Origin of the sequence: Moorena producens PAL-8-15-08-1 (genome assembly GCF_001767235.1) — a bacterium.
Lineage (GTDB): Bacteria > Cyanobacteriota > Cyanobacteriia > Cyanobacteriales > Coleofasciculaceae > Moorena > Moorena producens_A.
Genome location: NZ_CP017599.1, coordinates 5,303,184 through 5,325,328, shown reverse-complemented (window position 1 = coordinate 5,325,328; position 22,145 = coordinate 5,303,184). Strand labels below are relative to the sequence as shown.

Here is a 22,145-nt window from a genome sequence, read left to right as displayed (position 1 = left end):
GATAATCAAAGGCACCAGAGTTTTTCCCATTGTTGAGCGTTAAACGTCACCATCGATGACGAAACTAATTATTCAAATCCCCTGCTACAACGAAGAAAATAGCCTAGGGATTACCCTTTCGGTGCTTCCCCGTCAACTGAGGGGTGTAGATACCGTTGAGTGGCTAATTATCAATGATGGCAGTACAGACCGCACCGTAGACGTAGCCCGCTCTTATGGCGTAGACCACATTGTTAATTTTAAACACAATCAGGGACTAGCCAAAGCTTTCATGGCAGGAATCGAAGCTTGCTTGAAAGCCAATGCGGACATTATTGTCAATACCGATGCGGATAATCAGTACTGCGCTGATGACATTCCCAAACTCATACAACCTATTATATCAGGTCGAGCCGAAATAGTGATCGGGGCGCGACCGATTCAGAAGATTAAGCACTTCTCCCCCATTAAAAAGCGTCTACAAAAATTCGGTAGTTGGGTAGTCCGGATTGCTAGCAATACTAATATCATTGATGCTCCCAGTGGATTCCGAGCCTTTAGCCGAGAAGCCGCCTTAAAGCTAAATGTCTTTAATGAATACACCTACACTCTAGAAACTATCATTCAAGCTGGACAAAAAGGCATCGCTATCACGTCTGTACCAATCCGCACCAATCGCTATTTACGCCCCTCCCGTCTAGTCAAAAGTATCAGTGCCTATGTTAAGCGATCGCTAATCACTATCCTGCGAATCTCCATGACCTACAATCCCCTGAGATTCTTTATCACCTTGGGGACAATTCCATTTACCCTAGGAACCTTACTGGGGATTCGTTGGTTAATCCTATACTTCGCTGGTACTCCCAAAGCTCACGTACCCAGCCTAGTTTTAGCTGCTATTCTGATTCTAATGGGCTTTCAACTGTGGATATTTGGCTTGGTGGCAGACCTAATGGCAGTCAATCGTCAACTTCTAGAAGATATCCAACTGCGACTACGCCGATTGGATGTTGACTCCAATCAAACTCCCCATTTGCCATCAACCGGAAATCATCAACAGCGGGAAAACCGTGATGAGGGGGGAGAAGGAGAAGAATTTGTCAATAGTTTCTTGAATAGATAACAGTCCTATTGTGATAGTGAGACGCTCTTGAGAGGACTTGCTATAGTGGGAAACTCTTAAGGCTACTTTTGGCTGAAAACAACCATCACTCTCGGACTGACGCACTGACACAAACAGCCGCAAATAATGACCAGAGACCTATTCGCCCGTCACGCCCTAAACCAAATCCCTAAAATCCTTACTCTGCTAGACCGCAATCCCCACAGTCCCACATACGGTTGCTTCGACCGTAACTTTTGGCACTATAAAATCATTGATTTCCCTAGTGGGATGGCACAGGAATTTGTCTGGCCTCTAGCACTAGCCTATCATACCGATTTCCCAGATAACCCGTTCTACCAGCAACCAGTAATTCTCGATTGGGTCGAAGCAGGGATACTTTTTGCTGCATCCAGTTCCCATCCCGATGGCTCCTGTGACGATTATTTCCCCTATGAGCGTGCTGCTGGAGCCGCCGCCTTTTCTTTATTGGCTAGCATCGAAAGTTACAAAGCCATGGGACTCCATAACCCCATTGCCTTACAATTCTTTGAAAAACGAGCAGATTGGCTAGCCCATCACATGGAAAGTGGACAGCTGAGCAACCACCAAGCCTTGATTGTCTTATGTTTAGACCTGCTATCGGAACTGTTGCATACCAATCAATGGGATAGAGCGCGATCGCAAAGGCTAGAGCAAGTATTATCCTGGCAAAGTCCGGAAGGCTGGTTTATAGAATACGAAGGCTGCGACCCAGGCTACCACACCTTAACGATTTCCTGTCTAGCCAGGATTTATCTGTTGAGATTAGACCCACGCCTAAAAGAAGCTCTGATCAAAGCTGTCGAATTAGCCGCACAATTCATCCATCCCGATGGTTCTTATGGGGGAGAATACACTAGCCGTAACACTTACAACTTTTTTCCCCATGGCTTTGAATTAGTAGGACGCTGGTTTCCAGAAGCCCTAGAGATTAATGACCGCTTCTTGGTGGGATTAGCTAATGGTCTTGGTCCCTGTTACGCCGATGATCACATTATTGGTCACCATACCTGGAATTATCTCCTATCTTGGCGGGATTTTGTCAGCAACCGACCCAAACCAACTCCCCGTCCCCGTGGTCGCGTGTGGTTGAAAGATGCCAACATCCTAATTGACCGCCGTCGAGGTACAGAACTTTATTTAGCTTTGAATAAAGGAGGCGTTTTTAAGATATTTCGAGACAATCAATTAATTGCTTCAGATACCCATTTTTCCCTACTCGTAAAAGAAAGAGGTAAATTCAAAAATGCCGTTGGCCATCTGATTGATGACTATCAAGTTAAAGTCAGTGAGGATGAAATTCTGATTGAGGGAAACTTGGGATGGGCGAAACAAAAGCAAATGACTCCAATGAATTTACTAATTCTGCGGGGAGTGATGTTAACGGTAGGACGCTTCTTTCCCAATTTAATTCGGAAATTATTACAGAAATTATTAATTACTGGTAAAAAAGACGCTCCCTTCTGCTTTCGCAGATATTTTTATTGGCAAGGTGAGCGATGGTTAGTAATTGATGAATTACAAGCTAAGTCTTGGAAATCGGTACAAAGTGTCGGAATTGGTGGAGACCAGACATCGATTTATGTAGTCATGAGTCGTACCTTTCAACCAGGTCAATTACAACCCTGGGTTGACCTAAGTGATGAGGTGCAAACCTTGGATGATTATGAATGGTTGAAGTTCGAGCAGCGTTTTTAAAATTAGGTAACTGGGAAAATATTTTTGAGTGCCTCAGTGGTCAAGTGTTGTGTGATCAATGCTTATCCAAACTATAGCGCTATTAAATTGGTGGTGATTAGATCATGTCTTCCCTTTGCGATCAAATTAATAGCGCTATATAAAACCACTAACAACACTGAATAAAGCTAGCGCCCTTATTAAGCTAACGACATCAACGAACTAGTACTGTACTTTTCACTTCAATCTTAAAACTATAACGCTATATAAAAACTTGCATATTAAATTATGTAACATTTTTTTAAAAAACACTAGCGCTATTTAAAAATCTGTGTTAAATTAAAACCATGAATAAACAATAGCGCTAGATTAAAAGGCAAAGACATGGCAGCACAACAGATAACTACAATTGGTACCACTCAAGCAGCTTATCTTTTAGGAATTTGTGTCCAACGAGTTCGCCAACTTCTCAAAAGCGGCAGAATTAAGGGCGCTCAAAAAGTTGGCAGATTTTGGCAAATTCCGTTATTTAATGGCATGCCTAAAGTAATTCCCGGTAAGCGTGGACCAAAAGGCACCTGGAAAAAAGTTGCTCAAAAGGTGGCGACTTACATCCATGTCAACCAGCATATTATTAAGGAGAACAGAAAGTACGATACTTACAAGCCCGTCCTGACCGTCAAACAAGGTAACCGCAACACCTACGGTCATTATGTAGAAATCAAAGGCCCATCTCGGTTAGTATATCAACCCAATTGTCCAAAGCATTGTGGGGCTACGGTGTGGCTAGAAGTTGACCCCACTGTTGAAATTCTCACTAAAGTTTTTGGTTAGCATCAGATGTTGTTCGCCTTGAGTGTTCCCCTAGGGAAGGTTGAACGCGCACGTGTGGCCTTTTGGCCAAGGTTGAAAGTTGCCTGTTGCTAGCTTGCCTGTTGCTAGCTTGCCTGTTGCTAGCTTGCCTTTTGCCTTTTGCCTTTTGCCTTTTGCCTTTTGCCTTTTGCTAGCTTGCCTGTTGCCTATTGCTGCTAATCCATGAAACGACTTATCTCCATTGCCATCAGCTTAATCATCCTAGGGGTAATTTATACCAAAATTGACTTTCCCCAACTGATCGCTGTATTTAAAGAATGCGATCGCATGTGGATGGCGATTAGTCTGGGCATGGTGATTCCGATCACCCTGTTCACGGCTTGGCGACTGCAACAACTAATGCCGACAGGTTCCCAACTCCGATTTTGGGAAGCCAATCGCCTGATTTTAGCTGCCAGTACCCTGAATATGGTCTTGCCCTCCAAAATGGGAGATATTGCTAAAGCCTACTTTATGAAGCAGCGGGGTAATTTAGCTGGGAGCTTGTCGTTAGCCATCGTTATTTTTGAAAAAGCTTGTGACATGCTGTCTCTACTGCTATGGTGTGTCTTTGGTTTATTACTATATCCTGGGAAAAGTGGCTTTTTTTGGTTGATGACCGCTGGGATAATTTTCGGGTTAATTCTAGGGCTATTCCTCCTCAGCTCCCGCAAATTTGCCCATTTATTTTTCTTGGTGACCAAAAAAATTGCCCCAAAAAAATTCCGCTCAAAGCTAGAAAAAATGCAAATGTCTTGGGGGGAAATGCACGCCTACTTCTGGCATGACCCCAAGCAGTTATTCAAAATTACCCTAACTTCAATTTTTATCTGGTTCTTACACTTATTGCAAATTTGGTTATTTATCCTCGCCCTCAATGCCTGGACACCCTTTTTAACCAATCTCGCTCTGTCCCCCCTAGCTATTCTAGCAGGATTGTTACCACTAACCTTTGCGGGGGTTGGTACCCGTGACGCTGCGCTAATTTTCTTTTACCAACCCTATTTCCCGGCTGCTACAGCTGCCGCCTTAGGGTTACTGTGTACTTCCCGCTACCTACTTCCAGCCATTGGTGGCTTACCCTTTCTAGGACAATATTTGACTACAGTGCGCAACTTGGGAAAAAAACCTTCTTAATTTGACGTTTGTCAAGGGGAGATGTATGTTAAATTTATTTAAATTCGGAGCAGTTTAGTTAATAGTTTTTTAAAAAACCCCTCAGGGATGGCACAATTCCCCAACAGCAAATACTATAGTCTGTAGCGGAAACCCATCCTTCAACAGGCAGCTAAAATGCTCAATAGTCATGGTCGTGAGGGAAAAAGGTGAGGCAACAATCTATGTTAATCAGTCGCAGAACTTTACCCCCTAGCTCTGGCAAGCGGGTCAAACCTAATCCAACGGTTCATAAAAACTTCACCAAGTGGAAAACTAGTTGGCAACCTACCAATCAGACACTAGCTGAGCCAATAATTGACCGTAAAAGAGTGGAAGAATCTCTCTTAGCAGTCCAACACAGATATCGGTCTCTATTTGAAAACTCGACTGATGGTATCTTTAAAATTACCCCTGATGGTTACTATATAGCCTGTAACCGATCACTAGCTAGACTATATGGCTATGAATCACCTAACCAATTCCTCAGTCATGTAACTGGTGTTGGGGAGTACCTTCACAAAGATACCCAGCGACGCTACCAATTCCTTGACCTACTGCACTCAAAGGGTTTGGTAGAGGATTTTGAATCCCAGGTCTATCGCCAAGACGGCACCCTAATTTGGATTTGCGAAAGTGCTTGGGCAGTGCGTGATCCTACTGGTTACATTCTATACTACGAAGGTTTAGTAAAAGATATTACTAAACAAAAATTAACTGAAGCAGCGTTACAAACAGCACAAGCCAAATTAGAAGCCCAAAGCCAGGAACTGGAGAATGTCTTAAAGAAGCTGGAACTGGCTCAAGAGCACTTAAAGCAAAGTGAAAAAATGTCCACCTTAGGACAGTTATGCGCGGGTGTTGCTCACGAAATCAACAATCCACTTAACTTTATCTGTGGAAATGTCACTCCAGCAAGGGACTATGGCGAAGATTTATTAAGACTGTTGGGATTATATGCCAAACACTATCCCCAGCCTGCAGCCGAAATTCAACAGTACGCTGATGCAATTGACCTAGATTTCCTGATCGAAGATTTTCCTAAAGCCCTATCATCTATGGGATTAGGTGCAGAACGCTTGCAACAGATTGTGCAGTCAGTGCGCCACTTTTCCCGACAGGATACCGATGAAAAGCAGCGCGTGAATATTCATCAAGGGATTGATAGTACCCTGACTATCCTGCATAACCGCTTAAAGCCCAAAGGAAAGAATCCCGGGATTACCGTGACTAAGGACTATGGAAAACTCCCTTTAGTGGAGTGCTACTCTGGTTCAATCAACCAAGTGTTGATGAACCTGCTGTGCAATGCCATTGATGCTCTAGAAGAGTCACAGGTTAACAGGTTATTTGTTCCAGTTTCCCCTCAGTCTTCTGATTATTGCCCGCAAGGTGTAAAGCAAAAAGCACCAGCTCCCCCTAAGATCACCATTCGGACAGAATTTATAGGCAGCGATGGTGATCAAGGGGACAGTTCTGGTGGACAGGTCGTGATCAGAATTATCGATAATGGTCCGGGAATGACAGAAGAGGTCAAACAGAAGATATTTGAACCATTCTTCACCACCAAATCAATCGACAAGGGAACTGGTTTAGGGCTAGATATCTGCCAAAAAATCGTTGTTGAACAGCATGGTGGTCAAATCCTATGTACCTCTAATCCGGGTAAGGGAACAGAATTTGCGATCGCAATTCCTGTGGGTTCATATTATAAAGGCTTGCAGGCAAAAGATCCGAACCCATGACTAACGACCAATAACTTAACTAATGACTACTTAAACTTTTGCCTCCAAAGACTTGAGATATTCAGTATTGACTCCCGATTCTCGGGTTAGGGCGATTTTGCCAGTTCGGGCAATTTCACGGATACCAAACTTATTCAGCATTTGGGTCAGTGCTACCATTTTCCCAGGATCTCCCACAACTTCTAGAGTTAGTGACTCGTCAGATGTATCTACGACATGGGCACGAAACACGTGGGCTAATTCAATAATCTCGGAGCGGGTGGAACTAGTAGTGTTAACCTTTAGCAGCATTAACTCCCTTTCGACACAGGGAATTGTGGTAATATCTTGTACTTTGAGGACATTAATTAGCTTATAGAGTTGCTTAGTCAGCTGCTCAATGCTGCTGTCATCTCCAGGTACTACCATCGTAATTCGAGATATACCAACCTGCTCAGTTGGTCCAACGGCAAGACTTTCGATATTGAAGCCTCTACGGGCAAATAAACCAGCAATGCGAGTTAGAACACCGGCTTCATCTTCAACTAAAACGGAAAGGGTATGTTTCATAGTGTGACTTGCTAGTTGACTTGGGAGTTGACTGGGGAGTGGTGGGGGCCTGTGCTCCCTAAATTGGTATCAAAGTAATTTATTGGTGAGACTGTTGAGTGGTTAAGTGTTGACTAGCCCCTTTTTTAACGGGGGATAAGGGAGAAGTAACGGTTAACTGTTAAGTTTTTTGAAGCTAAGCGTCAACGGTCAACGGTAAACCAAGGTAAGTATTCAGCTATCAGCTATCAGCTATCAGCTATCAGCTAATGAGTCACAGGCTAGAAGCCTGTGCCACGCTACTTGATGTGATCCATGAGCATAGGGCAAGCTACACCGAACAGCTTTTGAATAAAATCGGTAAGCATTGGAATAATGCTGCAGTGTTGTCACAGGACTTGTGGCCTGTGTCATAAAGCTGACTGCTGAGAGCTGAGTGCTGTTCGCGCAGCGATGCAGCGCGGTCTTGGGGAGGCAGCGCGGTCTTGGGGGTCTCCCCCATGAGCGACTGCCGTGGTTTCCCCCACTCGCGCTTTGCATCAAGACAGCGTGCGCGTAGCGCATATGCTTACAATCCAACTACCATTTTATCCAGGTTTTGAGTAACCAAGAACTCTAGTAACAGTTTGCTGTATCTAAAGATATATTTTTTCTAAAACTAGGCAGCTAATTGGAAAATTCCTCGGTAACATAAAAATCGGTAAAAACTGATTGGAGTGAAACCAAAGATTTATGGGTTGGTTAAAACGAATGTTTGGATTGGAAAGCCCAGAGGAAGCTGCCGCAGCTAGTACCCCTTCAGAAGATGCACCAGCAGGAGATGACATTGCCCCAGAGCGAGTGGGGTTAAACGGAGAATACGACCAAAGCGGCCTTGCCAAGCGAGTTGTTTGGGCCTTTGACCAAGACGACGAGCTGGATGACGAGGAGAGGCTCTGGGTTGCTCAAACTGGCGGTAAAGTTGTGCTGAAAGGAGAAGTAGCTAGCCAGGAGGTTCTAGATAAGATGGTTAGTGTTGCCTCAGGTGTGGATGGTTGCACGGAGGTTGACACTGATCAAGTGAGCGTCAGCTAATACCAATTTTGGGGATAATCAAACCTTAGCTCCTAGCCACTGTAACAGGATCAGATTCACCTGTTCCGGACATTCATCGTGGGGACAGTGACCAGCATGATCTAACTCCAATAGCTCTAAATTAGGATTGAGTTTAACAAACTTGCGAGCTAACATGGGGGGAATCATCCGGTCTTCTAGTCCCCACATCAATAGCATAGGAATATCTAATGTAGGTAATAGGGATTTGACCGGTAGACTAAAGTTAGGAGCAGTCATCCCTCTTAAAAGTCTACTAAAGGTGGCCGCAGCTCCAGGATCGGTGGCAGGGACACTCAGAATTTCTACTAAATCATCTGTAACTGCCTCTGGATTAGCATAAGCTAACCCTGCCCACTTACGCACAACCGATGGACGTCTTACCACGTAAAATAGGGTTTTGAGTAGCACTGGTGATGCCACTAGACTCTCAACAGTTGAGACTATCGGTCCGAGCCAACTAGGAATCGCTTCTTCTCGGGCTTGGAAATCTGGTAAATTAATCATCACCAGACCTTTAACCATCTCTGGATGGGTTGCTGCTGCTCCTAGACCAACTAGCGAACCAATGGAGTTACCTACTAACACTACCGGTTTTTGGATAAAAGTTTGCCAAAATTCATAAACCTGAGCTACCCAAAGGTCAATGGTATAGTCAACCGCAGCTTTCCGGGATGCCCCAAAACCCAGCAGATCTAAAGCATAAACGGTATGATGTTGACCGATTACGTCTAGGTTATGACGCCAATGCCCGACCGAAGCACCAAACCCATGAAGCAGAATAACTGGTGTTGTCGGCTGGACAGTTAGGGGTTGGGGTGGGCGAAAATAGGTATAACGGATCGGCCAACCCCGCCAGACCCAATCCCTTTGACTACCAACTCGTTGCTGCCAATGCAAAGATTTGGTCACAACCTGCCTCAACTTCAAAAATATTTACAAAGCCACTTGAGTCCATTATGCCTTCCCTATCAGCCAAAGGAGTAAGTTATAACTATTCCATAGGCCTTGGTTTCCTAAGTGATGTTAATAATTTGAACAGAAACAAGAAAGGAATCAGTAAAATGGCAAGTGTATGTAGTAAGTCTATTTTTTGATTAATCCACTTAAGAAAATAAACAAACGCCTGTGAGTGATAATAGAAGACGCCAACGCGATCTACCCCAAATTAACGAAAGAATCAGGTTTCCCAAGATTAGAGCCATTGATACCGATGGGGCACAGCTGGGTATAATCACACCTCAAGATGCCCTGCGGATCGCTGAGGAAAAGGAGTTAGATCTTGTCCTGGTTAGTGACAAGGCAGATCCGCCAGTGTGTCGCATCATGGACTATGGCAAGTACAAATTTGAACAAGAGAAGAAAGCCCGTGAAGCAAAGAAGAAGCAGCACACGGCTGATGTCAAAGAAGTGAAGATGCGCTACAAAATAGAAGACCATGACTACAATGTGCGGGTCAATCAAGCGGAGCGCTTCCTCAAATCTGGCGATAAAGTCAAAGCTACCATTACCTTCCGAGGTCGAGAAATCCAACATAGTAATTTAGCCCAGGCACTACTCGAGCGCATGGCTAAGGATTTACAAGAATTGGCAGAAGTCCAGCAAGCACCTAAGCGGGAAGGTCGCAACATGATGATGTTACTCTCCCCCAAAAAATAGTGGTTATAGTGATTGGTCATCAGTCATTGGTCATTGGTCATTAGTCATTGGTCATTAGTCATTGGTCATTAGTCATTGGTCATTAGTCATTGGTCATTAGTCATTGGTAACCACATGCCCAGGTGCCTGGAATTGGGATCTGAATACCCATGCACGGATCAAGCAGCTTAAAATACCAAGGACAACTGACTGAGGACTAGTGACGAAGGACGAAGGACTGTATGAAAATGCCATCTCCGACTCGCCTGAAGGGTAACTGGGTTAGAACAATCCTAGGGTGGGTGAATCTTCGCCCAGAAGAAGGCGAGCGGACATTGTTGATGTTCGCCTTCCATACCACCACTTCGATTGGACTGCTTTGGTTAGAGTACAGTGCCATTGCCTTGTTTCTAGAACAATATGGCGCGAAGTGGTTACCGGTAATTTATATTGCTAGTTCCGTTATCTGCTCTGGACTGGGAGTATTATACTCCTGGTTGCAGAGCATTTTACCATTGAGGTCAGTCTTGGTAGCGATCGCAATCCTAGCTGCCTTACCCCTGTTAGTGTTCCGCCTAGGCTTGGAGATCGAGTATGGCTATATTACTGTAGTCACCATCTTTCTATTGCGATTGTGGATGGATGCCGTGTACATCCTCAATGACCTTAATTCCCAGGTGACGGCTAATCAGTTATTCAACATTCGGGAAATTAAGCGTACCTACCCCCTAATCTCCAGTGGGCTTTTGGCAGCTGATGTCCTCTCTGGCTTCTCATTACCTCTATTATTGCTGTTAGTGGGACTCAACAATGTGGTGGCTTTTGGGTCTGGCATGATGCTCGTCGGAGCACTGACCTTGGTTTATATATGTCAGCACTACCAGCAAGCCTTTCCTAACTCCCCAGCACGACAGTGGGAAGAAATGGAGCCAGACTTTGCTGTGCGTCAGCCGAGTGAATCCCTCAGACGCTATGTCATCCCTTTATTTGCGTTTTTTATCTTAGGGGAAGCCCTGTACCTCCTAATTGAATTTCAGTATATGGGTCAATTGGAGCAAACCCTGGATAGTTCAGCAATTGCTGGTTTTCTGGGTCTATTCAGTGGTACGTTGGGACTTTTTGAATTGGTGACCCAATGGTTTATCTCTAGTCGGGTGATTGATCGCTTTGGTCTTTTCCTAAGCGCTATGGTATTACCTGGTGCTTTATCTGTGATTGGCTTAGTGACCCTAGCTAAGATGGCAAGTTGGCTAAAGTTTGATATTGGGTTGCCTAGCTGGATAACAGGGCTATTTATTGGTGTAGTCTTACTCCGATTCGTTGATGAACTATTGCGCTTTACTTTAATAGCTAGTGTTGAACCGGTACTTTTCCAAGCCTTACCGTCAGGGTTACGCTCTGTGGTTCAAACTACTGTGCAAGGGATTGCCAAACCCATGACTACTGGCATTACTGGTCTTGGGATTTTAGCCACCATTGGGCTGCTGAATTGGGCTTTCCCCAATTTTGAGCCATTGCGGCATTGGGTGTTTATTTTAATGGTAGTGATTTTTGCCCTATTATGGCTGCTGAGTACCTGGTTAATGCGGGCTAATTATGGTTCATTGCTGCTGATCAATGCTGAGCAAGGACGTTTGGGTTCTGCCAATACCAATTTCCTGGATACTAAGACTGTCTTTGAGGAAGCGGTAAGGCGACTGAAAACTGAGCCGAATAACCGCTCTGCTTACATTCAACTGTTGTCTCAAATCGCTCCAGAAAAAGCGAGTAAGGTTCTTTCTCCCTTGCTGGGAGAAATGTCTACAGATTTGCAGCGCCAGAGTTTAGAGGTGATGTTGCCCTATCCCAACCCAGATTGTCTAAAAGATGTGTCTGGGTTGATTGATCAAAGACCACCAGTAGAAGTCCTGGCCTTAGCATTGCGCTATTTTTGGCTGGCTCACGAAGACCTGAATATTCGGACAATTAAGCCTTATCTACAACCGGCTGTTGACCCAACCGTAAGAGCTACAGCAGCTGCTTTAATTATGGGTCGGGGTACACCAAAAGAGAAGTTTGACGCCGTCAAAACCCTGCGGCGGATGCTCACCTCAAAAAAAGAGCAAGAACGGTTAATGGGTACCCGAGCTTTGGCAGATATGGATTACTTGGAATCCTTGGTGGTTTATATTGATGACCTGTTAAGGGATAAGTCATTAAAGGTACGGTGTGCTTGTTTAGAGGTGATTGCTGCTAAACGATTTGAAAAGTACTATCCGTCTTTAGTCAAGGCACTCTACTACACCTCTACCCGCAATGCTGCTCGTATGGCGTTGGTCAAGCAAGGGGATGAAGCCATTCCTTTATTGAGGGTTTTGTCTGAAGATATTCACAAGCCAGACTTAGTAAGGCGGCAAGCTTGGATGGCTCTCGGTGAGATTGGCAGACTCCACGCCCTAACTGAAAAGGGTACTCCTGAAGCTATGAAGCATTTGGTGCAACAGTTGATGAGTAGTTGGGGGACAACCCGTCGTAATATTCTCACGATCCTGCTCAAGATTCCAGGGGAAGTTGGGATTGAGGCGGTGATGAACCAGTTAGGGCGTAGTGGCATAGAAACTTTAATTGAGCAAGAATTGATGTTTTTGGGTCAAATTTATGGCGCACTGCTGGATTTGACCTCAAAGAAAATAGCTGGACTGGAGGCAGATTTGCTGCGGCAGGGGCTTAATGATCTTCAACAAGATCTTGTAGAGGTGTGTTTCTTACTGATGAAGTTTCTTTATCCATCGAGTGCCATCAAAGCAGCTGAGTTTAATCTAGCATCCCATTCTCGGTCAAACATTGCCCTAGGGCTAGAAATTTTGGATAATACCCTAGATATTCCTAATAAGAAAGCATTTTTGTCAATTTTAGACCGGCGTTCTCTGAAAGAAAAATTAGGTGCCCTAGTGGATTTAGTGCCTTATAAACCCATGGGTGTAAGCGATCGCTTACGTCGGTTAATCGAGTTACGACATTTTCTGTCAGATTGGCCCCTAGCCTGTTGTTTTCATGTGGCCAGAGCAGCACACTGTTCCCTAGCACCAGCAGCGGCGATGAGTTGCCTACGTCATCCTACCGGTTTTGTGCGGGAAGCGGTTGTGGCTTATCTCAAAGAGATGTCACCTCGTGCTTGTGCAGAGTTGTTGCCAGTGCTTAGGAATGACCCAGATCCCTTGGTAGCTGCTCAAGCACAACAGATTATCGGATAGTTTGGTCGAATAGTTGCCTATTCTTTGTACACTTTGCTGGCATCATCTCTAATGTCTGATGGCAGTGGATAGTAGACCTAGGGATGACATAATGTCTGAAAGTAAGCTATCAGCTATCAGGTATCAGCTTGTCGCGTATCAGCTATTGGCCTGTGGCCAAGCTACTTGAGGTGCAAACAGCTTTTGAATAAAATAAGCTGACTGCTGACCGCTGACCGCTGACCGCTGAATACTTACGTCTGAAATTACCACATTGACACTCCCCGGCCTGTTCGCGTAGCGTCGGGCAAAGCCCGAAAGGCGCGGGGATTCCTAGATCAAGGAACCGCCGTAAACCTCCGTGTTCCTCTTCTTGACGCCGCCAAAAATTGGACAATACTCAACCAACAACCCGTACGTAGACCAAGTTTCCAGTCAATTCACGAAAGACCTAGAGGGCAGTTCTCGCGATAGCGTTAAGGTACTTTACCTTGGAAGTGCCTTAAAAAGTCCGTTGCTTCCATTTTCCCTAAGTTTCGGTGTGCCCCACCGTACTTTTTCTTTTCTCAAAATGTGTTCTTCTAGGTTCACACACCAACTGTTAATTGATGATTGGGTTTTTAAGGAGGACTTTCCCTACCCTCCGGGCATTACTACTTTAAGGTCAATAAGTTACGGGTCTCTCTCCCGGCTCAGCCTCGGTTTTTCAGCCTGTACCCATATTTCTATTATACTCTGGCGCTAAGGTATCGTCAACCTTTTGCTAAAAGATTTTTTTTCTAGGCGACTTTAGTCGCTGTGAGTCTTCATCCCCGGTTTAAAAACGCGGGGATGAACGACTTGTACGTCCCCTAGTAAATTGCTTGAATGTTAATGCCACCCCTTAATGCTACTCCATGGTCTAGTCAGCCATTAACTATAAACAATTATCGGTATGGGTTAAACTTGTATTTTACTACAGGACGGCTATTCGCTAGCAGCCAACCGCTAACCCAACCACTAACCAATGTTATCTAGCATTGATCGTTTAATTTTTATCAGGGGTGTCCCTATTTTTCACGAATTGCGGGACGATTTTCTGATGCGACTAGCCTCAGTGATGGACGAGCTAGACTTTCCTTCTAACCATACCATCTTTGCTCAAGGGGAAGAGGGTAGGGAACTTTATATTGTAGTCTCAGGTTTGGTAAGAGTTCACATTGGTGAGCGGAATTTGGCACAGTTCAAGCAAGGAGCGTGCTTTGGGGAGATGTCCTTGTTTGATGCAGAACCTCGTTCCGCTTCTGTGACCACAATCGAACCTTGCCATTGTTTGATGTTGACACAGCTACAACTCTATGATGCCATTGATGAGACACCAGAATTTGCAATTAAAATTATTCGTATGTTGTCCCGCCGTATTCGGGAACTTAACAGCAATTTGAATACTAATCAGGGGAAAAATCCACCATCGGATTTGAGAAGGGTTGGAAGTCGTTTAACTGATTTCCGTGCTTAAGATAAGTCCTAGTTTTTTGGTACTATTTTTTTGGTACTAGACCTGGCTCCTAGGTGCGTTAATCATTACAATAATCAGCAACATCGGTTTATAATTAATAGTAACTATGTCTTTTGTTGGTCTACACATTCACAGTGATTATAGCCTACTGGATGGAGCATCTCAGCTACCAGCACTGGTGGATCGAGCTGTTGAGTTGGGTATGCCTGCGATCGCACTGACAGATCATGGTGTGATGTATGGTGCTATTGAACTGATTAAAGTTTGCCTAAAAAAGGGCATTAAGCCGATAATCGGTAACGAAATGTATGTGATTAATGGGGATATTGAGGTCAATAAGCGTTACCGAAAATATCATCAAGTCGTCTTAGCAAAAGATACCAAAGGTTACAAAAATTTAGTAAAATTAACAACTATTTCTAACCTCAAAGGGATGCAAGGTAAAGGAATTTTTGCTCGTCCCTGTATCAATAAAGAATTACTGGAGCAATATCACGAAGGGTTAATTGTTACTAGTGCTTGTTTGGGGGGTGAAGTTCCCCAAGCTATCCTAAAAGGTGACTTAGATCAAGCCCGTAAAGTAGCTAAGTGGTACCAAGAGGTTTTTGGGGATGATTACTATTTAGAGATTCAAGACCACGGCTCTGTAGAAGACCGAGTGGTTAATGTTGCTATTGTCAAAATCGCTAATGAATTAGGCATTAAAATTATTGCCACTAATGACTCCCACTTTATCTCCTGCTATGACGTAGAAGCTCATGATGCTTTGCTGTGTATTCAAACCGCTAAACTGGTTACGGAAGAGAAACGGATGCGCTATAGTGGCACGGAGTATCTCAAGTCAGCAGAGGAAATGAAACGGCTGTTTCGAGATCATTTACCGTCCCAGGTGATAGAGGATGCGATCGCAAATACCTTAGAAGTGGCAGATAAAGTCAAGCACTACAATATTATGGGGGAGCCTCGCATCCCAGACTACAAGGTATCCAAGGATTATACCCCTGACACCTATTTAGAAGAAATTACCTGGAATGGACTGATGAAGCGGCTAAAGTGTCGCTCTCGTAGTGAAATTGATCCAGTGTATAAAGCACGGCTAGAGTATGAGTTAAAAATGCTCCAGCAGATGGGATTCTCTACCTACTTTTTAGTGGTTTGGGACTACATCAAATATGCCAGAGATAATGATATTCCCGTTGGTCCCGGTCGTGGTTCAGCAGCAGGTTCCCTAGTGGCTTATGTCCTAGAAATTACCAACATTGACCCCGTACATCATGGGCTCCTGTTCGAGCGCTTTCTCAATCCAGAGCGGAAATCAATGCCAGATATTGACACAGATTTCTGCATTGAAAGACGGGATGAGGTGATTAAATATGTTACTAATCTCTATGGTGAAGACCGAGTAGCCCAGATTATTACATTTAACCGCATGACCTCTAAAGCGGTATTAAAAGATGTAGCGAGAGTGTTAGGAATTTCTTACCAAGACTCTAATCGTATGGCTAAGATGATTCCAGTGGCGCGAGGTAAGCCAGCCAAACTCTCAGTGATGATTTCTGATCAGACACCAACACCAGAGTTTAAAGACGCTTACGATCAAGATCCGGAAGTTCGTCGCTGGGTGGATATGGCGATTCGGATTGAAGGAACCAATAAAACCTTTGGTGTCCATGCTGCTGGCGTGGTTATTTCAGCAGACCCCTTAGATGAAATTGTGCCATTACAGCTGAATAATGATGGTGCAGTGATTACCCAGTATTATATGGAAGACCTGGAAGCTCTGGGACTCCTGAAAATGGATTTTTTAGGACTAAAGAACTTAACCACTATTCAGAAAACCAAAGAGTTAGTTGAAAAGACTCAAAATCTTAAACTCGATTTAGATCAGATTCCCCTAGATGAAATTAAAGCTAAGAAAATTTTAGACAAGGGTGAACAGAATAAAAAACCCCTAGATATTCAAAAAACTTACGAGCTCCTAGAAAAAGGTCAGTTAGAAGGAGTATTCCAATTAGAATCTTCGGGAATGCGTCAGGTGGTGCGAGACCTGAAACCTGACAGTATTGAAGATATTTCTTCAATTTTAGCTCTTTATCGCCCTGGTCCTCTAGATGCTGGTCTGATTCCTCAGTTTATTAATCGTAAACATGGTAAGGAAAAAGTAGAGTATCAACATCCTCTATTAGAGCCTATTTTACAGGAGACTTATGGAATTCTATGTTTACCGAAAGGTACGTTAATTGATCAGCCCGATGGTTCTTATGTGCCCATTGAGGAAATTAAATCTGGCGACCTAGTATTAACTTCTGATGGTAAACAAGTTTGGCCAGCAAAGGTAGCTAAGCAATGGTGCAGTGGTGTTAAAGATATCCTGAAAATTACGTTATCTAGTGGTACAGTTATCTATTCCAGTAAAAACCATCGCTTTTTAACACCAGATGGAGACAAATTTGCCTATGAGCTCAAACCAGTAAACCCAGTCGTCAAGAATCCTGATAGTTTGGGTTCTCAAGTTTATGAAAAATATCCCGGAGCCAGCAACAGTAATGACCCGGTGGTGCGTTACGGGACGGGCTGTTCCAAACCTGGCTACGAGGCGGAAAATCAGGGCGAGCCCGTCCCTAACGCACCCTACGGAACTCTACAGGCAACTGAAAAAGGCAAGAGGCAAGAGGCAAGAGGCAAAAGTAACCCACCCCTAACCCAACCCACCCCCAACCCCTCCCAGGAGGGGAGCAGGAAGGGAAACAGATCCGGAGTTTTATTGTCCAATCAAAAAAGACCATACAGGTTTACATTTAATTTAGAAACCCTAGAGTACAACACAAGGTACAAGACAAATGTTGAATACTGGGATGAATTTGATCACCAAGTCTACCAGCAAGATGTTCGGATAGTTTATGTTACGGCTGTGGAAGAGAGTGGGCAACAGGAGTGTTTTGATCTACAAATGGAGGAACAATCTTCCCCATACTTTCTGGCTCATGGCGTAGTCGTTCATAACTGCTTTCAGGAAAGCATCATGCGGATGGCCCAGGATTTGGCCGGTTATTCTCTAGGTCAAGCGGATTTACTGAGGCGGTGTTTGAGTGGATCAACTGAGATAGTTGATCCAGCAACCGGTCGTTTAGTTTCCCTGAGGGAGATTGCTTCTAAATCTAGTTACTGGTTGGGACGAAAGGTTTTTTCTCTTGATTTGAAGACCCAAAAAATTACCCAACGACCAATTATCGAAATTCATCCTAATGGGATTCGTGATGTTTGGGAGATTACTACCAAAACTAACCGCAACATTCGCGCAACGGATGATCATCTTTTCTACACCACTCTAGGATGGAAGCCTCTGAAAGAGTTTACCATAGGAAGTTCAATCGGTTTATCGAAAACATTACCAATTCGCTATACTCGTGAACTATCTAATAGTAAAGGTAAGCTAACTGATAATATCATTAGACTTGTTTCAGAAGTTGGTAACAGGGAACAGCTAACAGCTAAAAGTGGACACGAATTAACGAAAACAGTTGCGACTCCGAGTTTATTACGTCACCAAGGTATTGGTGACTCAGATATTTTCTGGGATGAGATTGTTGAGCTGAAGTATCTTGGCCAAGAGGAGGTTTTTGATTTAAGTATTGCTGAAACTCATAACTTTATTGCCAATGACTTTATTGCTCACAATTGCATGGGTAAGAAGAAGGTGGCTGAGATGCAGAAGCATCGGGAGATCTTTATCGATGGTTCAACCAAAAATGGCGTGACTCAAGACATAGCTGAAGAGTTATTTGACCAAATGATTAAATTTGCCGAATATTGTCTCAGCTATGATACGGAGATTATAACAGTAGAGTATGGGCCGATGCCCATTGGTGAGATTGTCGAAAAAGGTATCCCATGTACTGTTTATAGCGTTGATAGTAATGGCTATGTTTATACCCAACCTATTGCTCAGTGGCATAACCGGGGAGAGCAAGAGGTGTTTGAATATACTCTAGACGATGGCTCAGTGATTCGAGCTACAAACGATCATAAGTTTATGACCATTGATGGTCAAATGCTGGGGATTGATGAGATATTTGAGGGAGGGTTGGAGTTGAAACAGTTAGAGGAGTTACCTTTAGGGTTAATTGATCAAGCTAGTTAATGTTTATGTAGTTTTGTTAAGGTAATAACCGCATAATAACGCTTTCAGATATTAAGAAATAATTCGCCAACAGCATCTTGACCTCAACCCAACCCTGATTTAGTATAATCTATCCAGAAATGTCACAAACTAAACATTAAGAGATAAAAATGCTACTTAAATTAGTTAAGAATGGATGGAATATCAAGTTTTTGTTGATGGCTACATCCTTACTCACACTTTTATCTTCTCAACCTGCCTTTGCTAATCAGGCATGTTCTACTGTTGAGTTTAATGGTTCGGCTGCCAAGCTTCGTTATAGGAATATACAAGGGGATGCAAGTAGCAGGACAATTTCCCAATCTAATTCAGTTAGAGGTTGGAGTTATAAAGGTCGTCTAGCTAGTTACGTTATATTCAATGGTAGTAAATCAGTTGTAATTGTAGAGGAATTTAATCCAAATACAGAACAATTCGGTCGTAAACTGGCGACTATTAATATTTAAAATAGTGATAGCATTCGCGGATGGGATTGGGATGAGGAAAAAGAAATAGCATCATTTTTGTTAGTAAATAGCTCAGGAACTTTCGTAGCTGTAGAAAAGTTTGGTCTATCAGGATTCGGTTCTCGAATAGCAACAGTCAAACTTTCTAATAGCGCTTTAAGTAAATTGGGTTCTTCTTGGACATGGGATGGTAACTTGGCTGAATACACTTTAAATGGTAGAACTAAAGTCGAATATTTTGATGGTGATTCTTGGGGTTCTCAACTTCCTAACAAGAGCTCATTTGTTGGGAATAATCTAGTTGGAAGAAGTTGTTACTAAGAATGTAAGCATTCAGCTTATGCCCATTGCGCATTGGCGCACGCTACGGGAACGGCGCACCCTAGGGCGTGTTTTCAAAGTTTTCCGCAAGATTATGATCCCCCCCAGCCCCCCTTAAAAAAGGGGGAGCCATACTCAAAGTCCCCCTTTTTTAAGGGGGATTTAGGGGGATCTCCGAGTTTGAAGACACGCCCTAGGCAAACGGGAACAGTCTACATAGGTAAGCATTCGTTTAATCTCTATTACAGAAAGCTGATGGCTGATAGCTGAATGCTTAGATAACTACTAACTATTAATACTTAAAATCACATCGTTACTGCCACCACCAAGAATATCATCACCATCTCCGCCATCTAGATAATTATTACCTTCTGTTACAGGGGAAGCAGAAATTCCAATGGCGATAATATTACTATTAGGGTTGAGAAAACTAGCCAATTCTCCGTAAAGACTATCATCGCCACTACCACCAATTAGAGTATCATCTCCACGCCCACCAGCGATCGCATCATTGCCTCCCTTACCGTCAATAAAATCATCGTACAATGGGGTTGGTAAGGGGAAAACGGATACCCCTGTCATTTATGCATGGGGAGGAGTTTTCCCCTTAGACAAATAGCAGCGTGGACATTGCTTCCTTGTCTTGATGCAAAGCGCGAGTGGGGGAAACCACGGCAGTGCGGTCATGGAGGGAACCCCCAAGACCGCACTGCCTCACGGTCATCTCAAGCACCATTAGCAAGTTCAGGTGACGTGACCTTCCCAAGACCGCGCTGCATCCCTTGAATCAGAAGCTGTATGAATATCCATCTTTCCGGTGTACAGTGCTGCAATATTTATGACTAATTCCTTGAATGAGTCCGTTAACAGTCGAGATGTTGAATGATCCAGTTTTTCGAGTTGCAACCCGTCCAACATAAGTCCCGATTTTCTTACCTTTGGTGACAATTGCTTTAACAATGTCACCCGTTTGAAATCCCTTATGAATCTTGGTTCTAGAACAATGGCGAGTGGGGAATCCGTATTTATTTGTTCTGCAACTTTGACGAGTACCGTGACCTTTAGCGGCAATCAGTAAAGGTTTTTTAACTTCAACATAAAGGCTGTCTACAACGCCTACACAAGCGGCATCAAGCCAATGGGTTTTAGGTAAGTTGAACCGACAACGGTTGTACTTGGTCAATCCTCCTGAACCAGTTTCGACAGGCAGTTCTGTTAACTTCAGTTCCTCGTACAAGGAACAGCGGGTAGAGTTAACCGCAGCGGCATCCGCTAAAGGCTTTTTAACCTGAGATAGAACTCGTTTCAACACCTCTGGCTTCCCAGATAGAAACTGTTCAATTTCTTGATTGCCTTTAGTTTGATTGCAGTCGTGACAGGCTATTGTTAAATTAGAAACTCGGTCAGAACCGCCTTTTGATTTAGGCGTGATATGCTCGACTTCTAACGGGGTATCACTTGCACCACAATATCCGCATTTTCTACCCCATTTTTCTAACAGATACTCTCTCACCTCATAACCCTGCAATTCCCCTTGTTGATACTCATAACCCTTGATTTCCGGGTTCTCTATCTTCTGCATATCGAACCGGACTAGCTCTTGAGAAAGGCCTGATATAGGACAAAGTCTGATCAGCTTTTTAACCCAAGTGATTGTGGTGAGAACCCGATGCATGAGACTCGGTGGCAACCAACCATCGGGGCGGCTTCGGTTAAGAAACCTAGATTTTCTATAACGGGTTTTACGGTTTCGTCTACCGCGTCTTAACTGCCGTCTTGAGGTTAAAGCATCTCGGATTTTAAAGCCTCGGTGAGTGAGTTCAGCACCCCAAATAACAACGTTATTTTGTTCCCGTAGCGTCCCCTGCGGCGAAAGGATTGCAAATCCCGTCGTTTTGGCTCCAGGGTCAATCTTTAATTGATGTTTGTGAGTAACACAGTTTTCCTCCTCTAAATCTAAAATGATGATAGTAAACGGATACTTACGATAAACTTTTGCTCTACCTTGCTTAAGCAGTAATCTAGCTCTAGCAGGGCGGCAAGGGTCTAATGGTTTAAGGTTTTTGTCGAGTACAAAAACACGCATAATGGTGTTTTTCTCCTATTTCTAGGGTTAAGTTAGCCTAGCCAATGTTTAAATCGTTTTTGACGCTCAAAGCACTGTCTTAATCTCGATACAACTGTTTAACCTTGAGCCACAGAGCAGAGGACTGGCTGCGTATCCAAGGGTGTGATGGCGATTTAAACGTAGCCCTGAGCGAAGTCGTTCGCGTAGCGTGTGCCAAAGCGCAAGGGCTGAGGCGGGTCAGCTATGAGTTTTTCAAGCCCCCGTTTTCAAACGTGGGGTTTGATCGACTCCGAGATTACTGACTGCCATTTTTCCCATCAATTAGATCATTATCATCCCCACCGTTGAGGGTATCGTTATCATCTCCACCTTTCATAGTACCAGTAAGCGTTGAGGGAATGGTGAAAGGAGAAAAAAAGGATCCTTCAGACTTTAAACGCTCCTGCTCTTGTTTCAAACTTGTAAGATTGAGTCCTAATGCTATGAATGGAGCAGGGAGTAGGGAGCAGTAAAGTCGAGGGAAGAGGGAAAAAATTCTGTGTACCTCATTAGGCTAAAAACCGCTATATATCGTTTACGCTACCGATCCTTACATCAATAATTAGATCCC

18 protein-coding genes are annotated in these 22,145 nt (G+C 43.8%); 12 read left to right on the top strand and 6 right to left on the bottom strand.

Going from position 1 to position 22,145, the window contains the following annotated elements; all coding sequences use genetic code 11:
* Positions 1-55: 55 nt before the first annotated feature.
* From BJP34_RS19425 to BJP34_RS19405, 6 genes are all read left to right on the top strand, one after another.
* A complete protein-coding gene (locus BJP34_RS19425; protein WP_070393762.1) occupies positions 56-1,102 on the top strand; it encodes a glycosyltransferase family 2 protein in 1,047 nt (348 codons plus the stop codon).
* A gap of 126 nt (positions 1,103-1,228) precedes the next feature.
* The gene (locus tag BJP34_RS19420; protein ID WP_070393761.1) at positions 1,229-2,821 is read left to right on the top strand and encodes a hypothetical protein; all 1,593 of its coding nucleotides are present in this window, start codon (positions 1,229-1,231) and stop codon (positions 2,819-2,821) included.
* A 363-nt stretch (positions 2,822-3,184) separates the two neighbouring features.
* On the top strand, positions 3,185-3,634 hold the full coding sequence (locus BJP34_RS19415; RefSeq protein WP_070393760.1) for a helix-turn-helix domain-containing protein: 450 nt from the start codon (positions 3,185-3,187) through the stop codon (positions 3,632-3,634).
* Between the two features lie 79 nt (positions 3,635-3,713).
* Positions 3,714-3,839, top strand: a complete 126-nt coding sequence (locus BJP34_RS49115) for a hypothetical protein (RefSeq protein WP_267876314.1) — start codon at positions 3,714-3,716, stop codon at positions 3,837-3,839.
* Positions 3,836-4,789: a lysylphosphatidylglycerol synthase transmembrane domain-containing protein gene (locus tag BJP34_RS19410; protein WP_070393759.1), complete on the top strand. Its 954-nt coding sequence runs from the start codon at positions 3,836-3,838 to the stop codon at positions 4,787-4,789. Before BJP34_RS49115 ends, BJP34_RS19410 begins: the two co-directional genes overlap by 4 nt.
* A gap of 203 nt (positions 4,790-4,992) precedes the next feature.
* Positions 4,993-6,552, top strand: coding sequence for a sensor histidine kinase (locus BJP34_RS19405; RefSeq protein WP_070393758.1), 1,560 nt, complete (start codon positions 4,993-4,995; stop codon positions 6,550-6,552).
* 30 nt (positions 6,553-6,582) lie between these two features.
* On the opposite strand, the gene ilvN is transcribed toward BJP34_RS19405, so the two are convergent.
* Entirely contained in the window at positions 6,583-7,101 is a 519-nt protein-coding gene (gene ilvN / locus BJP34_RS19400; RefSeq protein ID WP_070393757.1) for an acetolactate synthase small subunit, read from the bottom strand.
* Positions 7,102-7,335: 234 nt separating this feature from the next.
* Positions 7,336-7,620 carry a hypothetical protein gene (locus tag BJP34_RS40250; RefSeq protein WP_149031061.1) on the bottom strand — a complete coding sequence of 95 codons (285 nt, stop codon included), beginning with the start codon at positions 7,618-7,620 and terminating at the stop codon, positions 7,336-7,338.
* Between the two features lie 192 nt (positions 7,621-7,812).
* On the opposite strand from BJP34_RS40250, the gene BJP34_RS19395 reads away from it, so the two are divergent.
* Positions 7,813-8,154 carry a BON domain-containing protein gene (locus BJP34_RS19395; RefSeq protein WP_070393756.1) on the top strand — a complete coding sequence of 114 codons (342 nt, stop codon included), beginning with the start codon at positions 7,813-7,815 and terminating at the stop codon, positions 8,152-8,154.
* A gap of 18 nt (positions 8,155-8,172) precedes the next feature.
* On the opposite strand, the gene BJP34_RS19390 is transcribed toward BJP34_RS19395, so the two are convergent.
* Positions 8,173-9,084: an alpha/beta fold hydrolase gene (locus BJP34_RS19390; RefSeq protein ID WP_070393755.1), complete on the bottom strand. Its 912-nt coding sequence runs from the start codon at positions 9,082-9,084 to the stop codon at positions 8,173-8,175.
* A 216-nt stretch (positions 9,085-9,300) separates the two neighbouring features.
* On the opposite strand from BJP34_RS19390, the gene infC reads away from it, so the two are divergent.
* The 5 genes from infC (at position 9,301) to BJP34_RS19365 (ending at position 19,146) form a co-directional block, all read left to right on the top strand.
* The gene (infC, locus tag BJP34_RS19385) at positions 9,301-9,831 is read left to right on the top strand and encodes a translation initiation factor IF-3 (RefSeq protein WP_008188853.1); all 531 of its coding nucleotides are present in this window, start codon (positions 9,301-9,303) and stop codon (positions 9,829-9,831) included.
* Positions 9,832-10,058: 227 nt separating this feature from the next.
* Positions 10,059-13,043 (top strand): MFS transporter, encoded by a 2,985-nt coding sequence (locus BJP34_RS19380; protein ID WP_324610943.1) that lies wholly within the window; start codon positions 10,059-10,061, stop codon positions 13,041-13,043.
* Positions 13,044-14,028: 985 nt separating this feature from the next.
* Positions 14,029-14,520, top strand: a complete 492-nt coding sequence (locus BJP34_RS19375) for a Crp/Fnr family transcriptional regulator (RefSeq protein WP_070393753.1) — start codon at positions 14,029-14,031, stop codon at positions 14,518-14,520.
* 106 nt (positions 14,521-14,626) lie between these two features.
* On the top strand, positions 14,627-18,661 hold the full coding sequence (dnaE, locus tag BJP34_RS43765; RefSeq protein WP_158517317.1) for a DNA polymerase III subunit alpha: 4,035 nt from the start codon (positions 14,627-14,629) through the stop codon (positions 18,659-18,661).
* A gap of 149 nt (positions 18,662-18,810) precedes the next feature.
* Positions 18,811-19,146 carry a hypothetical protein gene (locus BJP34_RS19365; RefSeq protein ID WP_070393752.1) on the top strand — a complete coding sequence of 112 codons (336 nt, stop codon included), beginning with the start codon at positions 18,811-18,813 and terminating at the stop codon, positions 19,144-19,146.
* 606 nt (positions 19,147-19,752) lie between these two features.
* Here the strand turns inward: BJP34_RS19365 and BJP34_RS50085 are convergent.
* From BJP34_RS50085 to BJP34_RS43760, 3 genes are all read right to left on the bottom strand, one after another.
* On the bottom strand, positions 19,753-20,049 hold the full coding sequence (locus tag BJP34_RS50085; protein WP_070393750.1) for a hypothetical protein: 297 nt from the start codon (positions 20,047-20,049) through the stop codon (positions 19,753-19,755).
* Between the two features lie 205 nt (positions 20,050-20,254).
* A complete protein-coding gene (gene iscB, locus BJP34_RS19350; protein ID WP_070393749.1) occupies positions 20,255-21,553 on the bottom strand; it encodes an RNA-guided endonuclease IscB in 1,299 nt (432 codons plus the stop codon).
* Between the two features lie 277 nt (positions 21,554-21,830).
* Positions 21,831-21,992 carry a hypothetical protein gene (locus BJP34_RS43760; RefSeq protein WP_158517316.1) on the bottom strand — a complete coding sequence of 54 codons (162 nt, stop codon included), beginning with the start codon at positions 21,990-21,992 and terminating at the stop codon, positions 21,831-21,833.
* Positions 21,993-22,145: the final 153 nt, after the last annotated feature.